The 20,475-nt window shown below is 36.8% G+C and carries 13 protein-coding genes and 1 pseudogene; 12 read left to right on the top strand and 2 right to left on the bottom strand.

Annotation, left to right across the window (positions count from 1 at the left end):
• The first annotated feature begins 7 nt into the window (after window positions 1-7).
• From AC3WV0_RS05245 to AC3WV0_RS05225, 5 genes are all read left to right on the top strand, one after another.
• Window positions 8-3,019: a lantibiotic dehydratase gene (locus AC3WV0_RS05245; RefSeq protein ID WP_488844584.1), complete on the top strand. Its 3,012-nt coding sequence runs from the start codon at window positions 8-10 to the stop codon at window positions 3,017-3,019.
• A gap of 5 nt (window positions 3,020-3,024) precedes the next feature.
• Window positions 3,025-4,230, top strand: a complete 1,206-nt coding sequence (locus AC3WV0_RS05240; RefSeq protein ID WP_488844582.1) for a sensor histidine kinase — start codon at window positions 3,025-3,027, stop codon at window positions 4,228-4,230.
• Window positions 4,196-4,900, top strand: coding sequence for a LytR/AlgR family response regulator transcription factor (locus AC3WV0_RS05235; protein ID WP_488844580.1), 705 nt, complete (start codon window positions 4,196-4,198; stop codon window positions 4,898-4,900). The genes AC3WV0_RS05240 and AC3WV0_RS05235 overlap by 35 nt, the downstream gene beginning before the upstream one ends.
• A 280-nt stretch (window positions 4,901-5,180) precedes the next feature.
• On the top strand, window positions 5,181-5,315 hold the full coding sequence (locus AC3WV0_RS05230; RefSeq protein WP_488844578.1) for a hypothetical protein: 135 nt from the start codon (window positions 5,181-5,183) through the stop codon (window positions 5,313-5,315).
• Window positions 5,312-5,674, top strand: coding sequence for a hypothetical protein (locus AC3WV0_RS05225; protein ID WP_488844576.1), 363 nt, complete (start codon window positions 5,312-5,314; stop codon window positions 5,672-5,674). The genes AC3WV0_RS05230 and AC3WV0_RS05225 overlap by 4 nt, the downstream gene beginning before the upstream one ends.
• 182 nt (window positions 5,675-5,856) lie before the next feature.
• On the opposite strand, the gene AC3WV0_RS05220 is transcribed toward AC3WV0_RS05225, so the two are convergent.
• Together AC3WV0_RS05220 and AC3WV0_RS05215 are read right to left on the bottom strand one after the other, a co-directional pair.
• Window positions 5,857-6,327 carry a hypothetical protein gene (locus AC3WV0_RS05220; RefSeq protein ID WP_488844574.1) on the bottom strand — a complete coding sequence of 157 codons (471 nt, stop codon included), beginning with the start codon at window positions 6,325-6,327 and terminating at the stop codon, window positions 5,857-5,859.
• Entirely contained in the window at window positions 6,324-7,289 is a 966-nt protein-coding gene (locus AC3WV0_RS05215) for a cytochrome P460 family protein (protein WP_488844572.1), read from the bottom strand. The genes AC3WV0_RS05220 and AC3WV0_RS05215 overlap by 4 nt, the downstream gene beginning before the upstream one ends.
• A gap of 160 nt (window positions 7,290-7,449) precedes the next feature.
• Here AC3WV0_RS05215 and AC3WV0_RS05210 point away from each other — a divergent pair, with 160 nt between their 5' ends.
• The 7 genes and pseudogenes from AC3WV0_RS05210 to AC3WV0_RS05180 all read left to right on the top strand — a co-directional run bounded on the left by AC3WV0_RS05210 (window position 7,450) and on the right by AC3WV0_RS05180 (window position 20,474).
• The gene (locus AC3WV0_RS05210) at window positions 7,450-8,556 is read left to right on the top strand and encodes a LytR/AlgR family response regulator transcription factor (protein WP_488844571.1); all 1,107 of its coding nucleotides are present in this window, start codon (window positions 7,450-7,452) and stop codon (window positions 8,554-8,556) included.
• 40 nt (window positions 8,557-8,596) lie between these two features.
• Complete coding sequence (locus AC3WV0_RS05205) at window positions 8,597-9,016, top strand: hypothetical protein (RefSeq protein ID WP_488844569.1); 420 nt, start codon at window positions 8,597-8,599, stop codon at window positions 9,014-9,016.
• Between the two features lie 274 nt (window positions 9,017-9,290).
• Window positions 9,291-13,718, top strand: a pseudogene (locus AC3WV0_RS05200) (CusA/CzcA family heavy metal efflux RND transporter).
• A gap of 4 nt (window positions 13,719-13,722) precedes the next feature.
• Window positions 13,723-14,862: an efflux RND transporter periplasmic adaptor subunit gene (locus AC3WV0_RS05195; protein WP_488844567.1), complete on the top strand. Its 1,140-nt coding sequence runs from the start codon at window positions 13,723-13,725 to the stop codon at window positions 14,860-14,862.
• Window positions 14,863-15,140: 278 nt separating this feature from the next.
• Window positions 15,141-15,554 (top strand): low affinity iron permease family protein, encoded by a 414-nt coding sequence (locus AC3WV0_RS05190; RefSeq protein ID WP_488844565.1) that lies wholly within the window; start codon window positions 15,141-15,143, stop codon window positions 15,552-15,554.
• On the top strand, window positions 15,554-16,138 hold the full coding sequence (locus tag AC3WV0_RS05185) for a CinA family protein (RefSeq protein WP_488844563.1): 585 nt from the start codon (window positions 15,554-15,556) through the stop codon (window positions 16,136-16,138). Before AC3WV0_RS05190 ends, AC3WV0_RS05185 begins: the two co-directional genes overlap by 1 nt.
• A 412-nt stretch (window positions 16,139-16,550) precedes the next feature.
• Window positions 16,551-20,474 carry a response regulator gene (locus AC3WV0_RS05180; RefSeq protein ID WP_488844561.1) on the top strand — a complete coding sequence of 1,308 codons (3,924 nt, stop codon included), beginning with the start codon at window positions 16,551-16,553 and terminating at the stop codon, window positions 20,472-20,474.
• The last annotated feature ends 1 nt before the right edge of the window (window position 20,475 follow it).

Raw genomic sequence — 20,475 nt, 5'->3', positions numbered from 1 at the left:
AATAGTTATGTTATCAGAAAACTCATTTAAAAATTATCAGAGATATATCATAAGAAAGCCTTCTTTTTCTTATGATATTCTTTTTTTGGAAAAAAATAAAACTAAATCTCTCGAGGAAGTTGTACATAGCTTATTAGAGAATACATTGTTTACCGCATCCATTTTTTGGAGCTCTCCCGATCTCTACAAGACAATTCAGTTGTATAAAAAAGGTGAATTAAAAAAATCAAAAGAGGAGAAGCTGTTCAGTACCCTAAAAAAATACGCCCTGAGAGCCAGCACAAGAGCAACACCCTATGGAACTTTTGCAGGATTGGGAATTATAAATTTTAACAAGGAATGTAAAAATCAAAAAAAACGTATTGCCAGGATAGATCTTGAATTTTTGGATGAATTAAAAAAAACAGTCGAAAATGATGAAAGAATAAGTCCGTGGCTAAAATATACTGTTAATAGTTCTGCCTACCAAATAGCGGGTAATTACAGATTTACAGAGCCATTTTTCTCACAAAAAGAAAACAAGATAGAATATCAGCTTAGCGCACTGGAAAAAACTGAATTTATAGATCTTATTTATGACAGCCTGCAGCAAAAAGGTAAAACCTCTTTGGACGAAATCAGATCCGTTCTCCCTGATGATTTTACTGAGGAAGAGATCATGGAGTTTATTAATGATTTAATTGATTCCGGATTTTTGGTAAGCGAAATTTTCGAGATAAAAGATTTTGAAAATTTAAATAAAATAATCAGTAATATAGAACGTGATCATTTTCCTGCCGACATGAAATATTCAGTTTTATTGAAAAAACTGGCAGACTGCATTTCAGTAATAAACAATACAGAACCTGATTTTTTGCCATTAGAAGAAATTAATGAATTAGAACGTATTGTGGATCAGTATAATATTGGTTACAAGCATTTATTTCATATTGATTTTTTAAACAGCGATATAGATGATTTAAAATACCGGGAATTTTATGATAAATATGCTTCAGATATAGCTTCGGCGATCAATTTTGTGGGTAAGATTCCGAATAGTGAGTCAAGTAATGATAAACTGATAAAGAATTTTATTAATCTTTTCAGAGTTAAATACGAAAATCAGGAATTGCCGCTTTTAACGGTTCTGGATAATGAATTTGGGATTGGTTTTCCTGCCGAAAAGTCTCTGGGAAATATTCCTTATGACGATCATTTTTCAGGATATGATAAGAATAAAAGCAGTGAAAGTAAAATGATTGCGCCCAAGCCCAATGCGGCCTGGCTGTATGATAAAATAGAAAATTCCGGACAGGCTTATACGCTGGAAGTAACAGATTCTGATCTTCCCAATACTGCTGTTTACAATAAGAAAATTCCCGGAAATATTACACTGATGGGCAGTTTTCATCAGGAACATTTCTTCATCCAGAATATGGGAGGAGCGAACGCATCTCTCATCGGAAGGTTTGCCTATCTCGACCATGAAATTGAAAATTTATGCCTCGATATCAGGAATACTGAAAAAGAGAATGATCCTGAGATTATTTTTGCGGATATCCGTCATGTTCCAGCCGGAAAAATTGGTAATGTTGCGCGTAATCAGTCGTTTTCCGATTATGAAATATGCATTCTTACAGAAGGATCAGTAAAAAAAGAAAATCAGATTGTATTGGAAGATTTGATGATTTCGATAGAGAATGATGAGGTAATCATACGGTCAAAAAGTTTAAAAAAAAGAATTATTCCGAGGCTTTCGAACGCGTATAATTTTAACAACAGTACGATCCCGGCTTTTAGATTTCTATGCGCACTGCAGTATCAGAATGTTTTAGGATTAAATTTCAACATCGATTACAGTCTCAGTCACAAAAAATTTTTTCCCAGAATTGTATATAAAAAAATCATTCTGCACAGAGCAACATGGATTTTAAGAGAAACTGACGTTGCAGAAATTTTAAGACATGCATCACCAGCAGATGCTCTTAAGGATTATCTGAAAAGCATCCGGATAGAGCAGTTTGTTTCATTGATACACGGAGATAACGAATTGTTTTTAGATGTGCATAACGACTCTTATCTCTCCTTGCTTCTTGAAGAAATCCGCAAAAAAAATAAGATTGTACTGACAGAATGGCTAATGCCGGCGGAAGATTCGAAATTTGCAGGGCAGATGGTTATTCCCTATAAAAATATGAATCCTTATCATTTTAGATTGCCAGTTGAAAAAAAATATCAGAAAGATATCGAGAGAGATTTCATACCCGGTTCGGAATGGTTTTATGCTAAAATATACTGCAGTTCTCCTTTTTCAGATGTTTTAATAAGAGAAATTTTGGAACCTTTATCATCTGTATGGAAATCGAACGGAATGATCAGGTCATTTTTTTTCATCAGATACACAGATCCCCATTATCATATCAGATTAAGATTGAATTTAAATGATACTTCCTATTTTTCAGAAATTTCACAAAGTTTTTACAAAGCCGTTGATCCTTTCATGAAAAATCATGCGGTCTGGAATATTCAGTTAGATACATACCGGCGTGAAATTGAAAGATATGGCGAAGAATACATGGAAAATACGGAGCTGCTGTTTTGCTACGACAGCGGTTTTTTCATAAATTGTCTTGCTGACGGATATTTTGATGAAGATGAAAACCACAGACTTTATTCAGCCATAAAAAATATAGATAGCTATTTATCATCATTTGATTTCTGTCTGGATGACAAGTTTTATTTTTGCAAAGAAATGGAAGCTGCATTTGAAACGGAATTTGATCAAAATATGAAGAAATCATTATATTCACAATACAGGTCATATTCAAAATCTTTGTATAATTATATGAAAAGTGCAGAACTAAATGAAGCTTTTGCACAAAGAGAAATGAAAATAAAAACCCTGAATCTGAGCAGAGAAAACTTACCGAGCTTTATACATATGAGCATCAACCGATGGTTTGATTCCAGCCAGAGACAATTTGAATATATGTGCTATATTTTTTTAAAGAATTATTATAACAGACTGTTAAACAACTAATATTAATGAGCTTTTCTAAAAAAGAGAATGGTATTCTCACATTTGCCGGACTTATAAATTTTATAAAGCACAAAGAACAATATCACGTCAGCATAAGAATTTTATCTCATGTTCTGATGTGGCTGTCCTTTACGCTTTTGCTCTTTTTTGATTACTATCTGGCTCTTAATATCTCTTTTGGGCAGTCAATGTTTTTATCGGTAAGAGTTTTAGTCAGCAGCGCCGTTGTTTTTTATTTATTTTTTTATTGCTTTTTGCCGTATGCAAAGAAAACCAATAATCTGTGGATGATCATTATAGTCGCTCCATTGCTTATTCTTACCTGGTTATTCATAAACAACTTTTTCTATGTTGCGGCAGATTATGTAGGATATGATTTAACCAATCTTTATCCGATCATGGGAAAAGAAAAAGGATACCGCCCCAGCCTGACGGAAGTTTTTAAACTGAAATTTATTATCCTTAACTCGTTGTCCGTCATTTATTCCCTTTCGCCCTTCTTCTTTACCAAAATTATCGTGGATGTTACAAGGCTCAATGAGACTAAATTACGCATTCAGAAGCAAAAATCTGACCTGGAAATAAATAACATTAATATTGAAAAAGAATTCTTAAAAGCTCAGCTTAATCCGCATTTTTTGTTCAATACCCTTAACAATTTATATGCATTAACGGTGAAAAAAGATGATAAAGCTCCTGAAATTGTCTTAAATTTGTCAGATATAATGGCATATACCTTATATGAATCGAATACAGAGAAGGTTTCTTTGCAAAAAGAGCTGGAGTTTATTTCAAATTATTTCGCGTTAGAAAAGATGCGTTATCCTGAAGATAAAAAAATTACTCTTACGATAAAGGAAGAATATCCCGGAAAGGATTATCAGGTTGCCCCGCTACTTACATTTGTATTCATAGAAAATGCCTTTAAATATGGTTTAAAAAGCACAAAAGAGCAGTTTGTAAATGTTATCATAGACATACGGGACGATACATTTTTCTTTGTTATAGAAAATGACACTGAGAATGTAGGTACTGCTGACAGAGGTAAAAGTTATTTAGGAGGTATCGGCCTTACCAATGCAGAAAAGCGACTGTCATTATTATACCCGGACATGCATGAATTGTCTGTTAAAGATGAAAATGGAGTTTATATGGTTTCTTTAAAAATTAGTTTGAATGAGCAAAGTATTACGTTGTATAGTGATCGATGACGAGCCTTTGGGTAGGGAGGTCATAGAAAGTTTTATCGAAAAAATACCGTTTCTTACATTATCAAATTCTTTCGGAGATCCGCTGGAAGCACTAGATTATCTGCAGAATGCAGAAATTGATATTGTGCTGACGGATATCCAGATGCCCAAAATAAACGGGCTGGAGCTTATACAATCTCTGCAAAATCCTCCCGCTGTAATTTTCATCACCGCACATCGTGATTTTGCCTTAGACGGTTTTGATACAGGCGCTAAAGATTACCTCGTAAAGCCCGTACGTTTCGACCGGTTCCTAAAAGCCGTAAACCGTGCTAAAGATTATATCGAAAATACCAAAAAGCCCAAAACAGAAGCTTTAACAGATCGGATTTTCATTAAAACAGAAGGGAAGCTGGTCAAAATTTTACTTAAAGATATTCTGTATGTAGAAGCTCAGGGTGATTACTTAAAGATTGCCACCGAGAAAACCTCTTATACTACGCTTTCTACTATGAAATCTATGGATGAAGCACTCAAGCTTCCGGATTTTTTCAGGGTGCAGCGTTCTTTTATTATCAACTTATCCGCTGTTCAGGCCGTAAACGGCAATATGGTGGAACTTAATAACGGCAAGGTCATCTCCTTAGCAATAAGTAAAAAAGAAGAATTATTTTCTATACTGGGCTTGTAATTCGTAGGCCTTCAACCTTACTTTTAATCATTAATTTTACAGATCGGCTATCAGAGTTTTAATCTTTGATAGTCGATCTGTTGCCTAAAAAGCCGGTCTGTTATATACTGGCTGAAAGTTTTATTGTTATCCTTCAACTATTAAAATTGAAGAATTTCATATAATATTCATTTTCTTTTAACCTTGTTTTTGATGTTTCTGTCGGAGTTATTGGATATTCCGACGAACGATTTTGTTTTCATTTTTCGTGTGTTACACATTTGTATCAAAATTAATCACCATGAAAACTGAAATTAAAAAACAAGAGCTTTATAAGCTGAAAGTGAAAAAGAAAGTTGTGAAAAAATCTGAAAGTTCAAAAGATTCTACAACAAATGAATTTACAACACCAACTATAACCTGGACAATTTTTTGAGTACAACAATTAAATGCTTCATGGTAAGCAGCAATGATTTATTGATTAACAAACTTGCCGCGTTTGTTGAGAAAACTTACTTTTTAGAAATTTTTGATGAGGAAGAACTGCTTTTTGACGATGGTTATCCGATGTTTATGTTTTTCGATATAGATTCGCTGAAGATTGGAGTTCAAAATATGAAGAAAATATTAGCCTTACCATTTCTTCCTGTTTTTATTTCATCTGTTTATTCCCGTGATATTGTGAAGCAGATTATGGGAGATAAATTTTTAGATTTTGGCTTTTTAAATAAAAAATCCAGCTATGACGATTTTATTAAAGAAATAAGCCAGATTATCGATGAAAAATATAAGTAACAATTGTTTACTGATCATCCTGAAATAAAGAATATCCTTATTTTTAAATATTACTTTCTTCACTCAAATACGTCAGATGATTTTTCATTTGACGTATTTTTTAGTTATTTATTTATAAAAGTTAATTTCTAAAATTAAGCTACATCATCCATAATATTAAAATGAAACTATTAATTGAAAAGTTAAGGAGATACAGCCGTCTTCTGATCCAGAATAATCTCTTTTCTTAACCGGTCTTTAGTATTATTACCTAAAATCCGGCGAAGTGGTTTTCCTTCGTATCTTTCATACACAGACCGGGAATCAGTAAAAGAAATTTTCTCTACTGAATAAATTTCCTTCGGAATATTACCCCCAAACCACACTTCATCTGGTTTTTGCTTCCATGTTACCTCGTATAAAATAGCATCTTCAGGATAATCAGCATCTGAATGATGTTGAGCATAATTAAAAGCAATATCATTGCCATAAAAAGTTGACATGGTACTGTTTTCAGGATTTATCGAACTTGTAATTGGCCTCATTAATAGAGGGTTTTCCTTTAATTCGTCATTTTGCTGTACAGATGCCGTAAGGTTCAGTGTATTTTTAGTATGTTGTTCGCATGAAATTGTTAATAAAAAACAAAAGAACAGGATGATGATATTTTTCATTTCTGAATTTTTTTAAGTTGGGAAATTAAATACAATGGAGAGGTAAATACATGGTCCTGATTCTCCATGGGTTTGTGACATTCTATGCATTCTTTATCAAAATCAGCTGATTCTCCGTAAGGTTTCAGATCATTTCCTTTCCAGCGACCCCATCCCCAGCCTTTGGTTTTAGCATACTTCTTAGCATCTTTTACCATAAATTCCACCTGCAGAAATTCCCCTGTACCGATGCTGCCATCTTTCTTTATTTGCTGTTTCCATGCTGTTTTTGCAAAAGCAGTTCCGTCGGGCCATGGATTTGTCTGTTTTTCCTGAATGGCTTTCACAGCAATATCATTACCGAAAATGATACGCATGGTACCATTGTCAAATCGGTCGGTCGTACTGATGGCCTTCCAGTTCCTGTAATCCGGGATATACGGCAAGCCGTTGGGCGATGGTTTTACTGAAGAATGTTTCAGCGTTCCATTTATCCATTCATTATATTGTTTTTCTGCTGAACTGATCTGCGAACTGTCAGTAATTTTCCTTGGCGAAAGTGTTAAAGCATAATTCTTTAAAATATTAATCTCACTTTGATTCAGTTTTGCATAAGAATGAACTTCTGCATAACTCGGAATAGGCATTTCACCAGATAAAATCTTATTGATAGAATAATAGATAATCGTATTTTGCTGTGCTTTTGGCCAGGAAGCCCATTTTGAAAAATCCAAAGCTTTCCGGCCATCTCGTATATGAGAAGCGACCAGAAAATTCGCTGGAGTAATTTTATCATACCATCGGAGATTAACTTCTGAAGAATGGCAGTCGAAACAGGATGACCTCAAAATAGCATTCACTTGTTTGGGGACATTCGCAAGATCAGGCGCTTTTGTTCCGTGATCTATTCCCTTAGGACGGAAAAATTGCAGTCCGATAAAGACCGCTAACAAGATCAGCAATAGTTTATTTTTGTTTTTCATCACAAAAGATTTTATGTTAAATATAATTCAAAGTTATGGATAATCAGTATATTACATAGCTGGCGTGTTGGTGAAAGGGAAAAAAATCAGCATGAAAGAGAATATCAGCCTGTAAATAATTTATTACTTTTGAAATATATAAAGGGTTAATGATCATTCGATGAAGAAAATCAAACTTTACATTATCACGTTTCTGGCAGTTGGTGTCGTTATTTTGCTGATCAGTTTTTTTTCTTTTCAATACTTGTACAAGTCTTCCAGGCAGGAGCTTTTTAACAGTAAATTAGAAGCAGGAAAAAGAGAGTCGAGGGAAATAGGGAAATTATTAGAACTGCAGCTGAAAAGCGGGCTTTCGAAACAGCAAGTCATTCAGAATCTTCAGAACAGCATTATTAATACAGATATGCAAAGTGGATTTATCTGTATGTACAATCAGAAAGGTATCGAACTCTGCCATCCAAATCCTGCGTTGGTGGGGCAGGTTATTGACAAAAGCAATTCAGATTTTATTTCCGGAGAGGTCAGTTCAGGCTTTATTGATATTCTGAATTCTGGAAAAGAGAATACCGGAATCCGTAATTTCAGCAAAAAGTCAGGTCGTTCTTCTGAAATTGTGAGTGTATTTCCGGTAGCGGGCAGTGACTGGATGCTTGCTTCCCACGCCAATACAAAAGTGATTGAACAGGAGATCTCCAATTTATATCTTAGATTTTTGCTTATTTTTATCTTAGCAACATTAGTGATTTTAGGAATTAGCTTCTTCCTGATCCGAATGATCTATAAAAAATATGAAAGCTATAAAGAGCAGCAGCTTAGCAATCTTAATGATGAGGTTAATGCCCTTACGGCAATAAATACCCAACTGAATCTTATTCATAGCAATTCAAATCCGGATATAGACGATTCTGATGATGAAATTGCAGAAAATATAAAGAAAAGAATCATCACCTATCATAAAGATGAACTGATTTCTTTGGAAACATCCGAAATAGCATACTTCTTCCTTGAAAATAATACCGTTTATATCAAAACCCATTCAGGCAATCAGTATTCTATTAATTCAAGTTTGGATGAAATAGCAAAAATGCTGGATCAATTTAAATTCTATAGAGCAAACAGACAATATATTGTCAACATCAGTGCGATAACCAATATTCTTATCTATGGAAAAAAACAGCTCAAAATTATTGTTACGCCGACAAGTTCGGACGATATTCTGATCAGCAAAAACAAAGTGGCGGAATTCAAAAAATGGCTTGAGCAGTAATTAGCCTTTGATTGATTTGCTGATTTATTTTAAATTTAAAATGATTCTTAACGAAACATTTTATAATTTTACAGAAGTGAAAAAACTGATCTCGATACTATTGCTTAGTTTATACTTGGTTTCTACAACCGAGCTGTATCAGTTTTTGAAAGTTCCGGCTCTTATTGAACATTACCTGGAGCATAAGGAGCAGAATCCTGCTATTACTATCGGTTCATTCTTCAAAATTCATTATGACAATCCGGTAAAAGATTCAGATTATACAAAAGATCAGCAGTTGCCATTTGTTTCGCACGCAGCACATCTTGTGGTAGTATGTACGCCCGCGACACCATTTACTTTTCAGTTTTCTGACAGAGAATCCAACCCGATTATTAAATCTAAACAGACTTTTTACAAAAGCATCTTTTACAATAAAGATATTCTCAATTCCATCTGGCAGCCGCCGAAATCTTGTTGATTTTTTTCTGAATTCCTCTCAAATATCACCTTGGGAGATTTCTGATACTTATTGGTAAATTTTTATACAGGTTTTTATTTGGGCAGCTAATCTGCCAGAAGTTTATCCTGAGCTTGTCGAAGGATTCCCGCTTTTTTGTTCCAACGAAGAGTTCCACTCAAATTGAGGAACGAGATTCGCCGATTCAAAAATTAAAGGCAAAAGAATGAGGCACTTCGGGCTGCAAAACAGTATAAATTACCTTATTTATTCATAATAAGCTCAACAAAACATTATGCTTACAAAAATCATTGAGTTTTCTGTAAAGAACAAGCTCATCATTGCGCTGTTGGTTTTGGGATTGGTAGGCGTGGGTTCCTATCAGGTCACCAAACTTCCCATAGATGCAGTTCCGGACATTACCAACAATCAGGTTCAGGTCATCACCATTGCTCCTTCATTTGGAGCAACAGACATCGAAAGACTGGTGACATTTCCCATAGAACAGGCAAACAATAACATTTCAGGATTAAAAGAAATTCGCAGTTTTTCACGTTTCGGTTTATCGCTCGTTACCATCGTTTTCGAGGATGATGTAGATATTTACTGGGCAAGACAGCAGGTTGCAGAACGGCTGCAGCAGGTTCAGACCCAGATTCCGCAGGGAATAGGAACTCCTGAATTAGGTCCTATTTCCACAGGTTTAGGCGAAATTTTCCAGTATGTGGTTCGTCCCGAAAAAGGCTACGAGAAAAAATATGACATTACAGAACTCCGCACCATTCAGGACTGGATCGTAAGAAGGCAGCTTCTTGGGGTGAAAGGAGTTGCCGAAGTCAGCAGTTTCGGAGGCAAATTAAAACAATACGAAATTGCCGTCAATCCCGACAGATTAAATGCTTACGGAATCACCATCAACGATGTTTTTGATGCTTTAAACACCAATAACCAGAACACAGGAGGAGCATATATCGAAAAAGGCCCCACCGTTTTATACATCCGGAGCGAAGGTCTGATCGGAAATATCGAAGACATCAAAAATATAGCGATTGCTTCCAAAACCAATGAAATACCATTGTTCATAAGAGATGTTGCAGAGGTGAAAACCAGCTTTGCCACAAGATACAGTGCGATGACATTCAACGATCAGGGAGAAGTTTCCGGAGCAGTGGTGATGATGCTGAAAGGCGAAAACAGCAATCAGGTCATCAAAAACGTTAAAGAAAAAATCGCCCAGATTCAGAAAACACTTCCGAAAGGAGTAGTAATAGAACCATTTCTGGATCGTACCAAAATGGTAAACAACGCCATCGGAACCGTTGAGAAAAACCTTACGGAAGGTGCATTGATCGTTGTTTTTGTACTGGTTCTGTTCCTTGGGAATGTGCGCGCAGGATTGCTTGTGGCTTCCGTAATTCCTCTGGCAATGCTTTTTGCGATCTGTATGATGAATCTTTTCGGAGTCAGCGGAAACCTGATGAGTCTCGGTGCACTGGATTTTGGTCTGATTATCGACGGTGCGGTGATTATTGTAGAATCCGTCCTGCATCAGTTCAGCCATAATTCAAAATTCAAAAAAATATTCTCCGTTGGAAAAGAGGAAATGGACACCATTGTTACCGATTCTGCCGGAAAAATGATGAACAGTGCCGTTTTTGGACAGATCATCATCCTGATCGTATATCTTCCGATTCTTACCTTACAGGGAATTGAAGGAAAAATGTTCAAACCGATGGCGCAAACGGTGGCTTTTGCATTACTAGGCGCTTTTTTACTGTCATTAACGTACATTCCGATGATTAGCTCTTTGCTGTTGAGAAAGAGAAGTTCAAAACCGAGTTTATCTGACCGGATGATGAAAAAAGTGGAGAAAATCTATCTGAAAACCCTGCTTAAAATCTTGAGAGTTCCGAAAATGGTATTCTCCATCGTGGCTGTACTTTTCTTATTGGCAATTTTCATTCTCAGCAGAATGGGAGGGGAGTTTATTCCTTCGCTTGAAGAAGGAGATTTTGCGGTAGAAACCAGAGTTTTGCCGGGAAGTAATCTTAACACAACTATTGAAAGTACCCAAAAAGCTGCTCACATACTGAAATCAAGATTTCCGGAAGTGGAAAAAGTCGTGACAAAAATCGGAAGTGGGGAAGTTCCTACAGATCCGATGCCGATGGATGCTGCCGATTTAATGGTGATTCTGAAAGATAAAAAAGAATGGACTTCTGCTTCCACATTCCCGGAACTGGCAGATAAAATGACCAAAGAATTACAGGACGTTCCCGGAATTACGGTAAGCTTCCAGTTTCCGGTGCAGATGCGTTTCAATGAACTGATGACCGGAGCAAGACAGGATGTCGTGGTGAAGATTTTCGGCGATGATCTGGATGTACTTTCTCAGAATGCCCAGAAACTCGGGAAAATTATCGAAACCGTAGACGGAGCCCAGAACCTTTACATTGAACCGATTGCAGGAATGCCGCAGGTTACCATAGAATACAACCGTCCTGTTATTGCACAATATCATTTATCCATTTCTGATATCAATCGGATTGTGAATGCTGCATTTGCAGGGCAGAGTACAGGTCTCGTTTTCGAAGGCGAAAAACGTTTTGATATGGTCGTTCGTCTTGATTCCAAAGTCCGTAAGAATGTGGATGATATTAAAAACCTGTTGGTTCCGACTCCTTTCGGAAACCAGATTCCGCTTTCCCAGCTTGCAAAAGTTGAAGTGAAAAACGGACCCAACCAAATACAGAGAGAAAATGCACAACGCAGAATTGTCGTTGGATTCAACATCAAAGGAAGAGACGTTCAGAGCATCGTGGAAGAACTTCAGACCAAAGTGAACAAAGAGATGAAACTTCCGACAGGTTATTATATGACTTACGGCGGTTCTTTTGAAAACCTGAACAATGCAAAACAGCGTCTGATGATCGCTGTTCCGGTTGCATTGGCGCTTATTTTTGTGATGTTGTTCTTAGCATTCGGCTCGGTGAAAGAAAGTCTGTTGATTTACACCGCAATTCCACTGTCAATTATTGGCGGCGTATTTCTTCTGGCTTTAAGAGGAATGCCTTTCAGCATCAGTGCAGGCGTTGGATTCATCGCCCTTTTCGGAGTGGCAGTTCTCAACGGAATCGTTCTCATCTCAGAATTCAACAGATTATACAAAATCGGAATCCGGAATATCGTAAGAATTGTAATTGATGGCGGAGAATCCAGGCTTCGTCCGGTTTTGATGACGGCTTTCGTGGCCTCTTTAGGATTTATCCCGATGGCACTGAGCAACGGAGCCGGAGCAGAAGTTCAGCGTCCGTTGGCAACCGTGGTGATCGGAGGTCTGCTCGTTGCAACCTTCCTTACGCTTTTTGTACTGCCGCTTCTTTATGTAAACATTGAAAAAGGATTTAAAATGAAATCGCCATCATTTGGAAAACGCAAACGCCTATGAAGAAAATGCGATTACATATGACCTTTAAAAAACAATAAATATCTACATATGAAAAATAATCACAAAAATATAACGCCTGTATTCATTTTGCTATTCAGCTTTGCCGGATTTGGACTGCAGGCGCAAACGCCAATCAATCTTCAGACTGCAATCAATAGCGCACTGGAAAACAACAGAAATCTTAAAAACGAAAAGCTGAAATCGGAATATTCAAAAGCTTTAATAAAATCGGCGAATGATATTCCGCAGACTGGTGTAACATTCGATTATGGACAGATCAACAGTGCGTACAACGATATTAAATTTGGCGTTTCGCAGAACATTGCTTTTCCGACGGTTTATAAAAAGCAGAAAAATGTATACATAGAAGAATGGAAAAAATCTTTGCTGAATGTTTCCCTGAAAGAATATGAACTTAAAAAAGCAGTCAGTCTTACCTTTTACAACATTCTGTACTGGAAAGAAAAAGAAAAACTGCTGAATGAAATCCTGAAACTCTACACCGATTTTTCAGACAAAGCGAACCTCAGACTGAAAGCAGGAGAGAGCAATATTCTGGAAAAAACAACCGCTTCCAGTCAGAAATCGGCAATAGAAATTCAGTTAAAACAATTGCAGCAGGAATTAGCAGTTTTAAAGATCCAGTTTCAGTGGCTTCTGAATACGGAGACAGATTTCATTCCCGAAGATTCAAAATCGTTTGCCAATTCTTTAAACGGAAAACTGGCGGATCATCCTCTGCTGAAAATCTGGGAACAGCAGAAAAATATTTCCGCAGAACAGATCGCACTGGAAAAAGCGAAAATGCTTCCCGGTCTGCAATTGGCGTATAACCTGAACAGCTTTAAAGGATTAGGTCCGGATGATAAATTGTATACTGCAACACCTCAGTTCCATTCGGTTCAGGTTGGTGTTTCGCTTCCGATATTTTCAGGTGGTCAGAAAGCGAGAATTGAAGCCGCAAAAGTAGCCCAGTCTGTTGCAGAAAGTGAGCTGAAAAATGCGGAGTTCAACCTTCAGAATCAGCTTAAAAAAGCCAGAGAAATCTATCAGTCCAATCTGGAAATTGTTTCAAAATATGAAAGTTCCGACCTTAAAAATGCAGATGTCATTACCGAAACGGCGAAAAGACAGTTTATCGGCGGAGAAATCAATTACCTCGAATTTGTGATTCTCGTGAATCAGGCAGTACAGCTTAAAAACAATTACACCGATGCAGTCTGGAAACTTAACCAAAGCGCCATTGAACTGGAATACCTTACTTTAAATCCGTAAAAAAATGAAATCAATTTCAATATATACCTTATTAATCAGCTTTTTTGTATTCATTCAATGTAAAAAAGAAGAAGCTCCCAAACAGGAAAAAAGCATCCCGAAAGATGAAAATGTAGTTACTTTAACCGATGCTCAGCTTAGAAATGCACCGATAGAAACAACAACGCTTTCCTTACAAAATATCGCTTCGACCCTGAAATTAAACGGAATGATCGATGTTCCGCCGCAAAATCTGGTTTCCGTAAGCATTCCGCTCGGTGGCTATCTGAAATCCAGCAACCTTCTTCCGGGAATGCCGGTTTCCAGAGGTCAGGTGATTGCCGTGATAGAAAATCCTCAATTTATCCAGCTTCAGCAGGATTATCTGATGGCAAGATCCAAAGCACATTTTGCAGAACTGGATTATAACCGTCAGAAAACCCTGAACCAAAGTCAGGCAAGCAGCGACAAAGCGATGCAGCTCGCTCAGTCTGAAATGAACAGCCAGAGAATTCTGATGAATTCATTGGCACAGCAGCTCAGACTCATCAATATCAATCCTGAATCATTAAAATCAGGAAGCATTACCAAAAGTGTTCCGGTGTACAGCTCGATCAACGGTTTTGTAAGCAAAGTGAATGTGAATATCGGGAAATATGTAAATCCTTCGGATGTGCTTTTTGAGCTCATCAATCCGGATGATATCCATCTGAATCTTAAAGTGTACGAAAAAGACCTGGAAAACCTGAAAAAAGGACAGCGTTTTGAAGCGTACACGAATGCAGACCCTAGCAAAAAATATTATGGGGAAATTCTTCTCATCAGCAAAGATATCAGCCAGGGCGGTCTGGCGGAAGTTCACTGTCATTTCGATAAATACGATCATAGCCTGGTTCCGGGAATGTATATGAATGCTGAAATTGAAACCAATACCTCTTTTTCTAATGCAGTTCCGGAAGAAAGCATCGTGAATTTTGAAGGCAAAGATTTTGTTTTTATTGAGATGAAAAAACAGACTTATCGGTTAACACCGGTTACTTTGGGAGAAACGGAAAATGGTTTTATCCAGATTCTCAATTTTGATGATTTTAAGAATAAAAAGATCGTAACCAAAAATGCCTATACGCTTCTGATGAAACTGAAAAATACGGAGGAAGAAGAATAAATAAGCAAATTATAATATATTTGCCTCACTATCAGGTTGGTAATAAAGTTCAGCATTGTGCTGGACTTTTTATTTTGTATAAGCATTACAGATCAGATTTAGTAAAATAACACTTTAGCAAACATTTTGTATATAAAACATTGCTGATTGCTTTTAACTATTAATTTATGTTTCTCTATTGATTACGATCATAATAATTGGGTCTTTTATTAATTAAATTAGATTACTGAGTTCAGAATTCTATTGTATAAAGCAATTCTACATCACAATTTATTTTTATGGAAAATAATTTTTTTGAAAAATTTTCAAACCAGGCTGCCTGTTTTGCCGGTAGTCCAGGTGCTTTCATTGGGGCTGGTTTTTTGGTTATTATCTGGGCGGCTGCAGGACCCGTATTCAATTTTTCTGAAGCATGGCAGCTGGTGATCAATACGACAACAACAATTGTCACATTTCTAATGGTTTTTTTGATTCAGAAAGCACAGAATAAAGATTCAAAAGCAATCCAGATAAAGCTGAATGAACTGATATCCTCCCACGAAAAAGCAAGCAACCGTCTCGTAGATATTGAGAATCTCACCGAAGAAGAATTGGATGAGATTCATAAATTTTACGAAAAAATGAGTGCAATACATAAGGAAGAAAAGCATACTTCTTCAGATTTTAATAATATCACAAATAAAAAGAATTAATGATTTTAAAACCTTCAAGAATAGGAGTCAGTTCAGAAGAACTGTCCGTAAGATCTCTTATCAACTTTATTATAGAATTACAGAACCTTTTTGAATATATAGGGAAATACTTTCTGTCTGCCAACGAAACGATCGCTATTGCGGAAAGTGTAACTTCAGGGTTTCTGCAGTTTTCGTTTTCCCAGATGAACTTGGCATCAAAATTTTACAAAGGAGGCATAACCGCCTACACGCTCGATGAAAAAGTAAATCTGCTGAATATTGACGAAAATGAAGCGGCAGCCTGCGACTGCGTGTCACCAAATATTGCAGAAACAATGGCACTGAATGTAGCTGAAGTTTTTAAGGCCGACTGGTCCATTGGCGTTACAGGTTATGCGACTCCTGTACCGGAATCAAGACAAAAGCTTTTTGCATATTTTTCAATTGTTTATAAAGGAAAAGTTATTCTGTCGGAGAAACTTGATCTGCATTCCAGAACCAGGCAGGTCAATGCGCAGCTGTATTACACCGAGTTTATACTCGGATGTCTTAAGCTTGAACTGGATAAACATGCTGATAAGCAACCGAATCCGAATTTATAATAGTAATTTTCTTTTAATGATGAATAAAAATCTGCAATATGACAAAAATCATAAAACTGAGGTGATATATCAGATATCTTTGGTCTATCTATACACTTCATTTTTGCAGTCATTTCTAATAAGCTTCCCGTCTCTTGGGGAGCTTTTTTGATTACAGAAAGGTCATGGAAATATTTATTTAAAGAGTTAAAGGATATTTAATTAAGAGTTGATACCACACTTTGTTGATTTGTTTGATTATTTTTTCAAATCCGGACAAAGCGCTTTGAAACTGACATAATTTTTTATTAGTTTTAAAGCCGGAAAAATGCTAATCTCTTTTATGTGATTTAATAAGAAAGCTTAATAAAAAACTATATTTTTAGCAATTTTCTAATTATATTTAATATTATAAAAGAAATCAGTTATTAATATGAACAAATATCCAATTCCTCATAATGAAGAAGGAAGGCTCAAAAAATTAGAGCTCTTCGATCTTTTGAGTTTAGGTAAAGATCCTCAATTGGATGTTTTTGCAGAAACGGCATGTCTCATCACTGATTGTCCTTCTTCGCTGATATCAATTATGGAGAGTGACACACAAAGAATCAAGAGTTGTGTAGGACTTTCTATGGATTCCGTAGACCGTAGAAATACGCTCTGCCAATATTCTGTTGCAAATGGTGAAGTAGTCGTAATCAACGATACGTTGCAGGATGAAAGGTCCTCCGACAACCCGATAATATTAGAGGGAGGCATACGCTTTTATGCAGGTGTGCCACTTATCGATGATGAAGGATTTGCGTTGGGAACTATCTGTGTGATTGATTTTAAGCCTAAAACAATAACTGATAATCAGATATCTGCGCTCAAAAAACTCGGGGAAGTCGTTACAAAGCTTCTGATGAGCAGCAGACAAACCATAAATGCAGAATATTTTCAGCAGATTTTTAATGTCTCAAACAATCTGATATGTGTGTTGGATAAACAGTTCATGCTTAAAGATGTCAATCCTGCTTTTGAAAAAGTTTTCTCTGTTGATAAAAATGAAGTCGTTGAACGCAATTTCTTAGCCATTGTAGGAGATCAGGAACCGGAATTGCAGGCACAGATCGAAAATTTTAAAAATACGGGAAAAGAGCTTACTTTCACTACTTCCACAAAGATGACGGATGGAAATTCCATAATTGTTCAGTGGCAGTTAAAGCAAAATCAGAAACTTTCTGAAATTTTTTGCTTCGGCATCAATATTACCCGGCACATAGAAGAAAAACAGCTTTTGGAAAGCTCCGAAAGACGTTTCAGAAGTTTCTTTGAGAATGCTATCGGACTGATGAGTATGCATGATATGGAAGGAAATATTCTGGCCGTTAATGAGAAAGGAAGAGAGACTCTTCAATATTCCGCAGAAGAAGTCAAACACCTTAATCTCAAAGATCTTGTGCCGGAACAAAACTGGCTTCTGCTGAAGCAATATCTTGAACGCATCAATGAGAATAAAGAAGATTATGGCACCATGATCCTCAAAACCAAGTACGGTGAAGAATTGATATGGATGTATCAAAATCTCGTTGAAATAGACAAAGAAGGAAAACCATACGTAGTCAGTACAGCCCTGAATGTCACCGAAAGGATGATGCTGGAGAAAGATCTTGTTTATACCAAGAAAATGCTGGAGCAGACGAGTTCTGTTGCGCAGGTTGGCGGCTGGGAAGTAAACCTGAAAACCGGGAACGTTTTCTGGTCTCAGAGTACAAAAGAAATTCATAAGATAAAAAATAATTTCCAGCCTGATTTTGATAATGCCATTGGTTTCTATAAAGAAGACAGCAGGGAAAGAATGAGATATCTTTTCAATAGAGCGGTAACGGAAGGGATCACCTTCGATGAAGAATTTCAGCTTGTCCGTAACGACGGCGTTACCATCTGGGTAAGAGTGAAGGGAATTCCGGAGTTTGAAGATGGGGTCTGCAACAGGATTTTCGGAATCATCCAGGATATTGATGCCTTTAAGAAAATGTATCTTGAGGTGACCCGTAAAGAAGCAATGATGCAGTCATTTGTAACGTATGTTCCTGTAGCGGTAGCCATGTTCGATAAAGAGCTTAATTATCTTTCCGTGAGCAGCAGCTGGAAAGATGAATTTCAGATGAATGATATAGAGCTTATCGGAAATAATCTTTTTACCATCTCACCCGACGTTCCCGAAGAAAGAAAGGAAATCTACCTGAATGCTTTGAGGGGAAAAACCTATATAAACGAAGATTTCACCATTCATATGGATGACAGGAAAGAAGTTCAGCATTATAATCTTAAAGTTGGCCCATGGTATCTTAAAGACGATGAAATCGGAGGCGTCATTGTATCTGTACAAAATATTACCCACGCAGTACAGGCAAATAAAGAACTTAAAAATGCCAAGAAAATAGCAGAAACTGCCAGTAAGGCAAAATCTGAGTTTCTGGCGAATATGAGCCATGAGATCCGTACGCCTTTAAACGGGGTGATCGGATTCTCTGATCTTTTGCTAAGAACACCGCTGAATGAAATCCAAATGCAATATCTTAATTACATTAATGAATCCGGGGAAAATCTTCTGAACATCATTAATGATATTCTTGATTTCTCTAAAATAGAATCAGGGAAATTAGAGCTTCTGATTGAGAAAAGTGATGTATATGATGTGGTAGGCCAGGTAATTAATGTTATTCTCTACCAATCGCAGAAAAAAAACATCGAACTTCTTCTGAATATCGAACCAGGCCTGCCGAAGACTCTCTTGCTGGATGAATCCAGATTAAAACAAATTCTGATCAATCTTCTCGGTAATGCTGTAAAATTCACAGAAAAAGGTGAAATTGAGCTTAAAGTGGAGAAATTACGCATAGACGACAGTAATATCACTTTACGTTTTTCCGTGCGGGATACAGGAATTGGTATTCCGGTAGAGAAACAGAAGTATATTTTTGATGCCTTTACCCAGGAAAACAGCTCCATCAGCAAACGTTATGGAGGCACGGGACTTGGACTTACAATTTCAAACAATATCCTGAGGTACATGGGAAGTCATCTTTCGTTAATCAGTGCACCGGAAAAAGGTTCGGTATTTTTCTTCGATATTGAGGTTCCTTACGAAATGTCAGAACTCACAGAAGAGGAAGAAAATCTTACGATCAAAAAAGTGCTTGTAGTGGATGACAATGAAGCCAACAGGATCATCTTACAGCATATGCTTGCGTATAAAAATATTGATTCTACCCTGGCTGCCAACGGAATGGAAGCGCTGCAGATACTGCTGAAAGGAGAACGTTTTGATGTCATTCTGATGGATTATCATATGCCGGTGATTTCAGGTCTGGAAACCATTGATAAAATAAGGGAGTTGTTTAATCAGCGTAAGGAAATTTCTCCTTTGGTGGTTCTGCATACTTCATCAGAGGAACACGATGTTATCAACTCTTTCCGAAAGGAAGAGAATTCTTATTTCCTTCTAAAGCCTATTAAATTTGATGAATTATACAAAACGCTAAGACGGGTAGCACAACAAACTAATGTTATAGAAATTGAAGCCCAGGAACAATCTGGGAAAGATTCAGTTTCATTTATAAGAGAGCTTGAAGTTCTTTTAGTAGACGATAACCCGGTGAATATGGTGCTCAACAGTAAAATGATGAAATCTCTTACCCCAGATGCCCATTTAACAGAAGCGGTAAACGGGCTTGAAGCCCTTGAACAATGCAAAAGAAAACAGTTTTCTCTGATTCTGATGGATGTACAGATGCCGGTAATGAACGGGATGGAAGCTACACAGCAGATCCGTATGCTGCCTGAATACAGTAATGTGCCTATCATCGGAGTAACGGCGGGAAATGTTCTTGGTGAAAAAGAAAAATGCCTGGAATCCGGGATGAATGACTTTCTTCCAAAACCTCTCAGACAGGCCGATCTTATGGAGATGCTTAAAAAGTATATCACCATTAATGATGATAAAAAAAGTTCAGAACCAAAAACAAAACAGGATTCTGAAAAATATATCAATATCGATATGTTAAACGAACATATTGGGGATGATGATGAAGATTTTAAAGCAATGTTCTTAAATCTGGTGGTTCAGGAGCTTACACAAGCTGAGCAAAATATTGAAAATGCCGCAGCAGAAAAGAATGTTGCAGAGGCCAGAATGATCCTTCACAAACTCAAAGGTACGGCCGGTACTGCAGGACTTTTCAGACTTTCGGAAAGCGCATTAAGCTGGGAAAATAAAGCAAGTGAAAACATGGACTTCTCATCCATGAATAAGGAAATAAAAGAAGAAATCACAATAGGATTAGATATAATAAAAAGTTTAATAAAATAAA

It is taken from the genome of Chryseobacterium sp. 27AL (assembly GCF_057815395.1).
The sequence above is the reverse complement of the archived record's forward strand: the minus strand, read 5'-3'. Positions and strand labels throughout refer to the sequence as shown.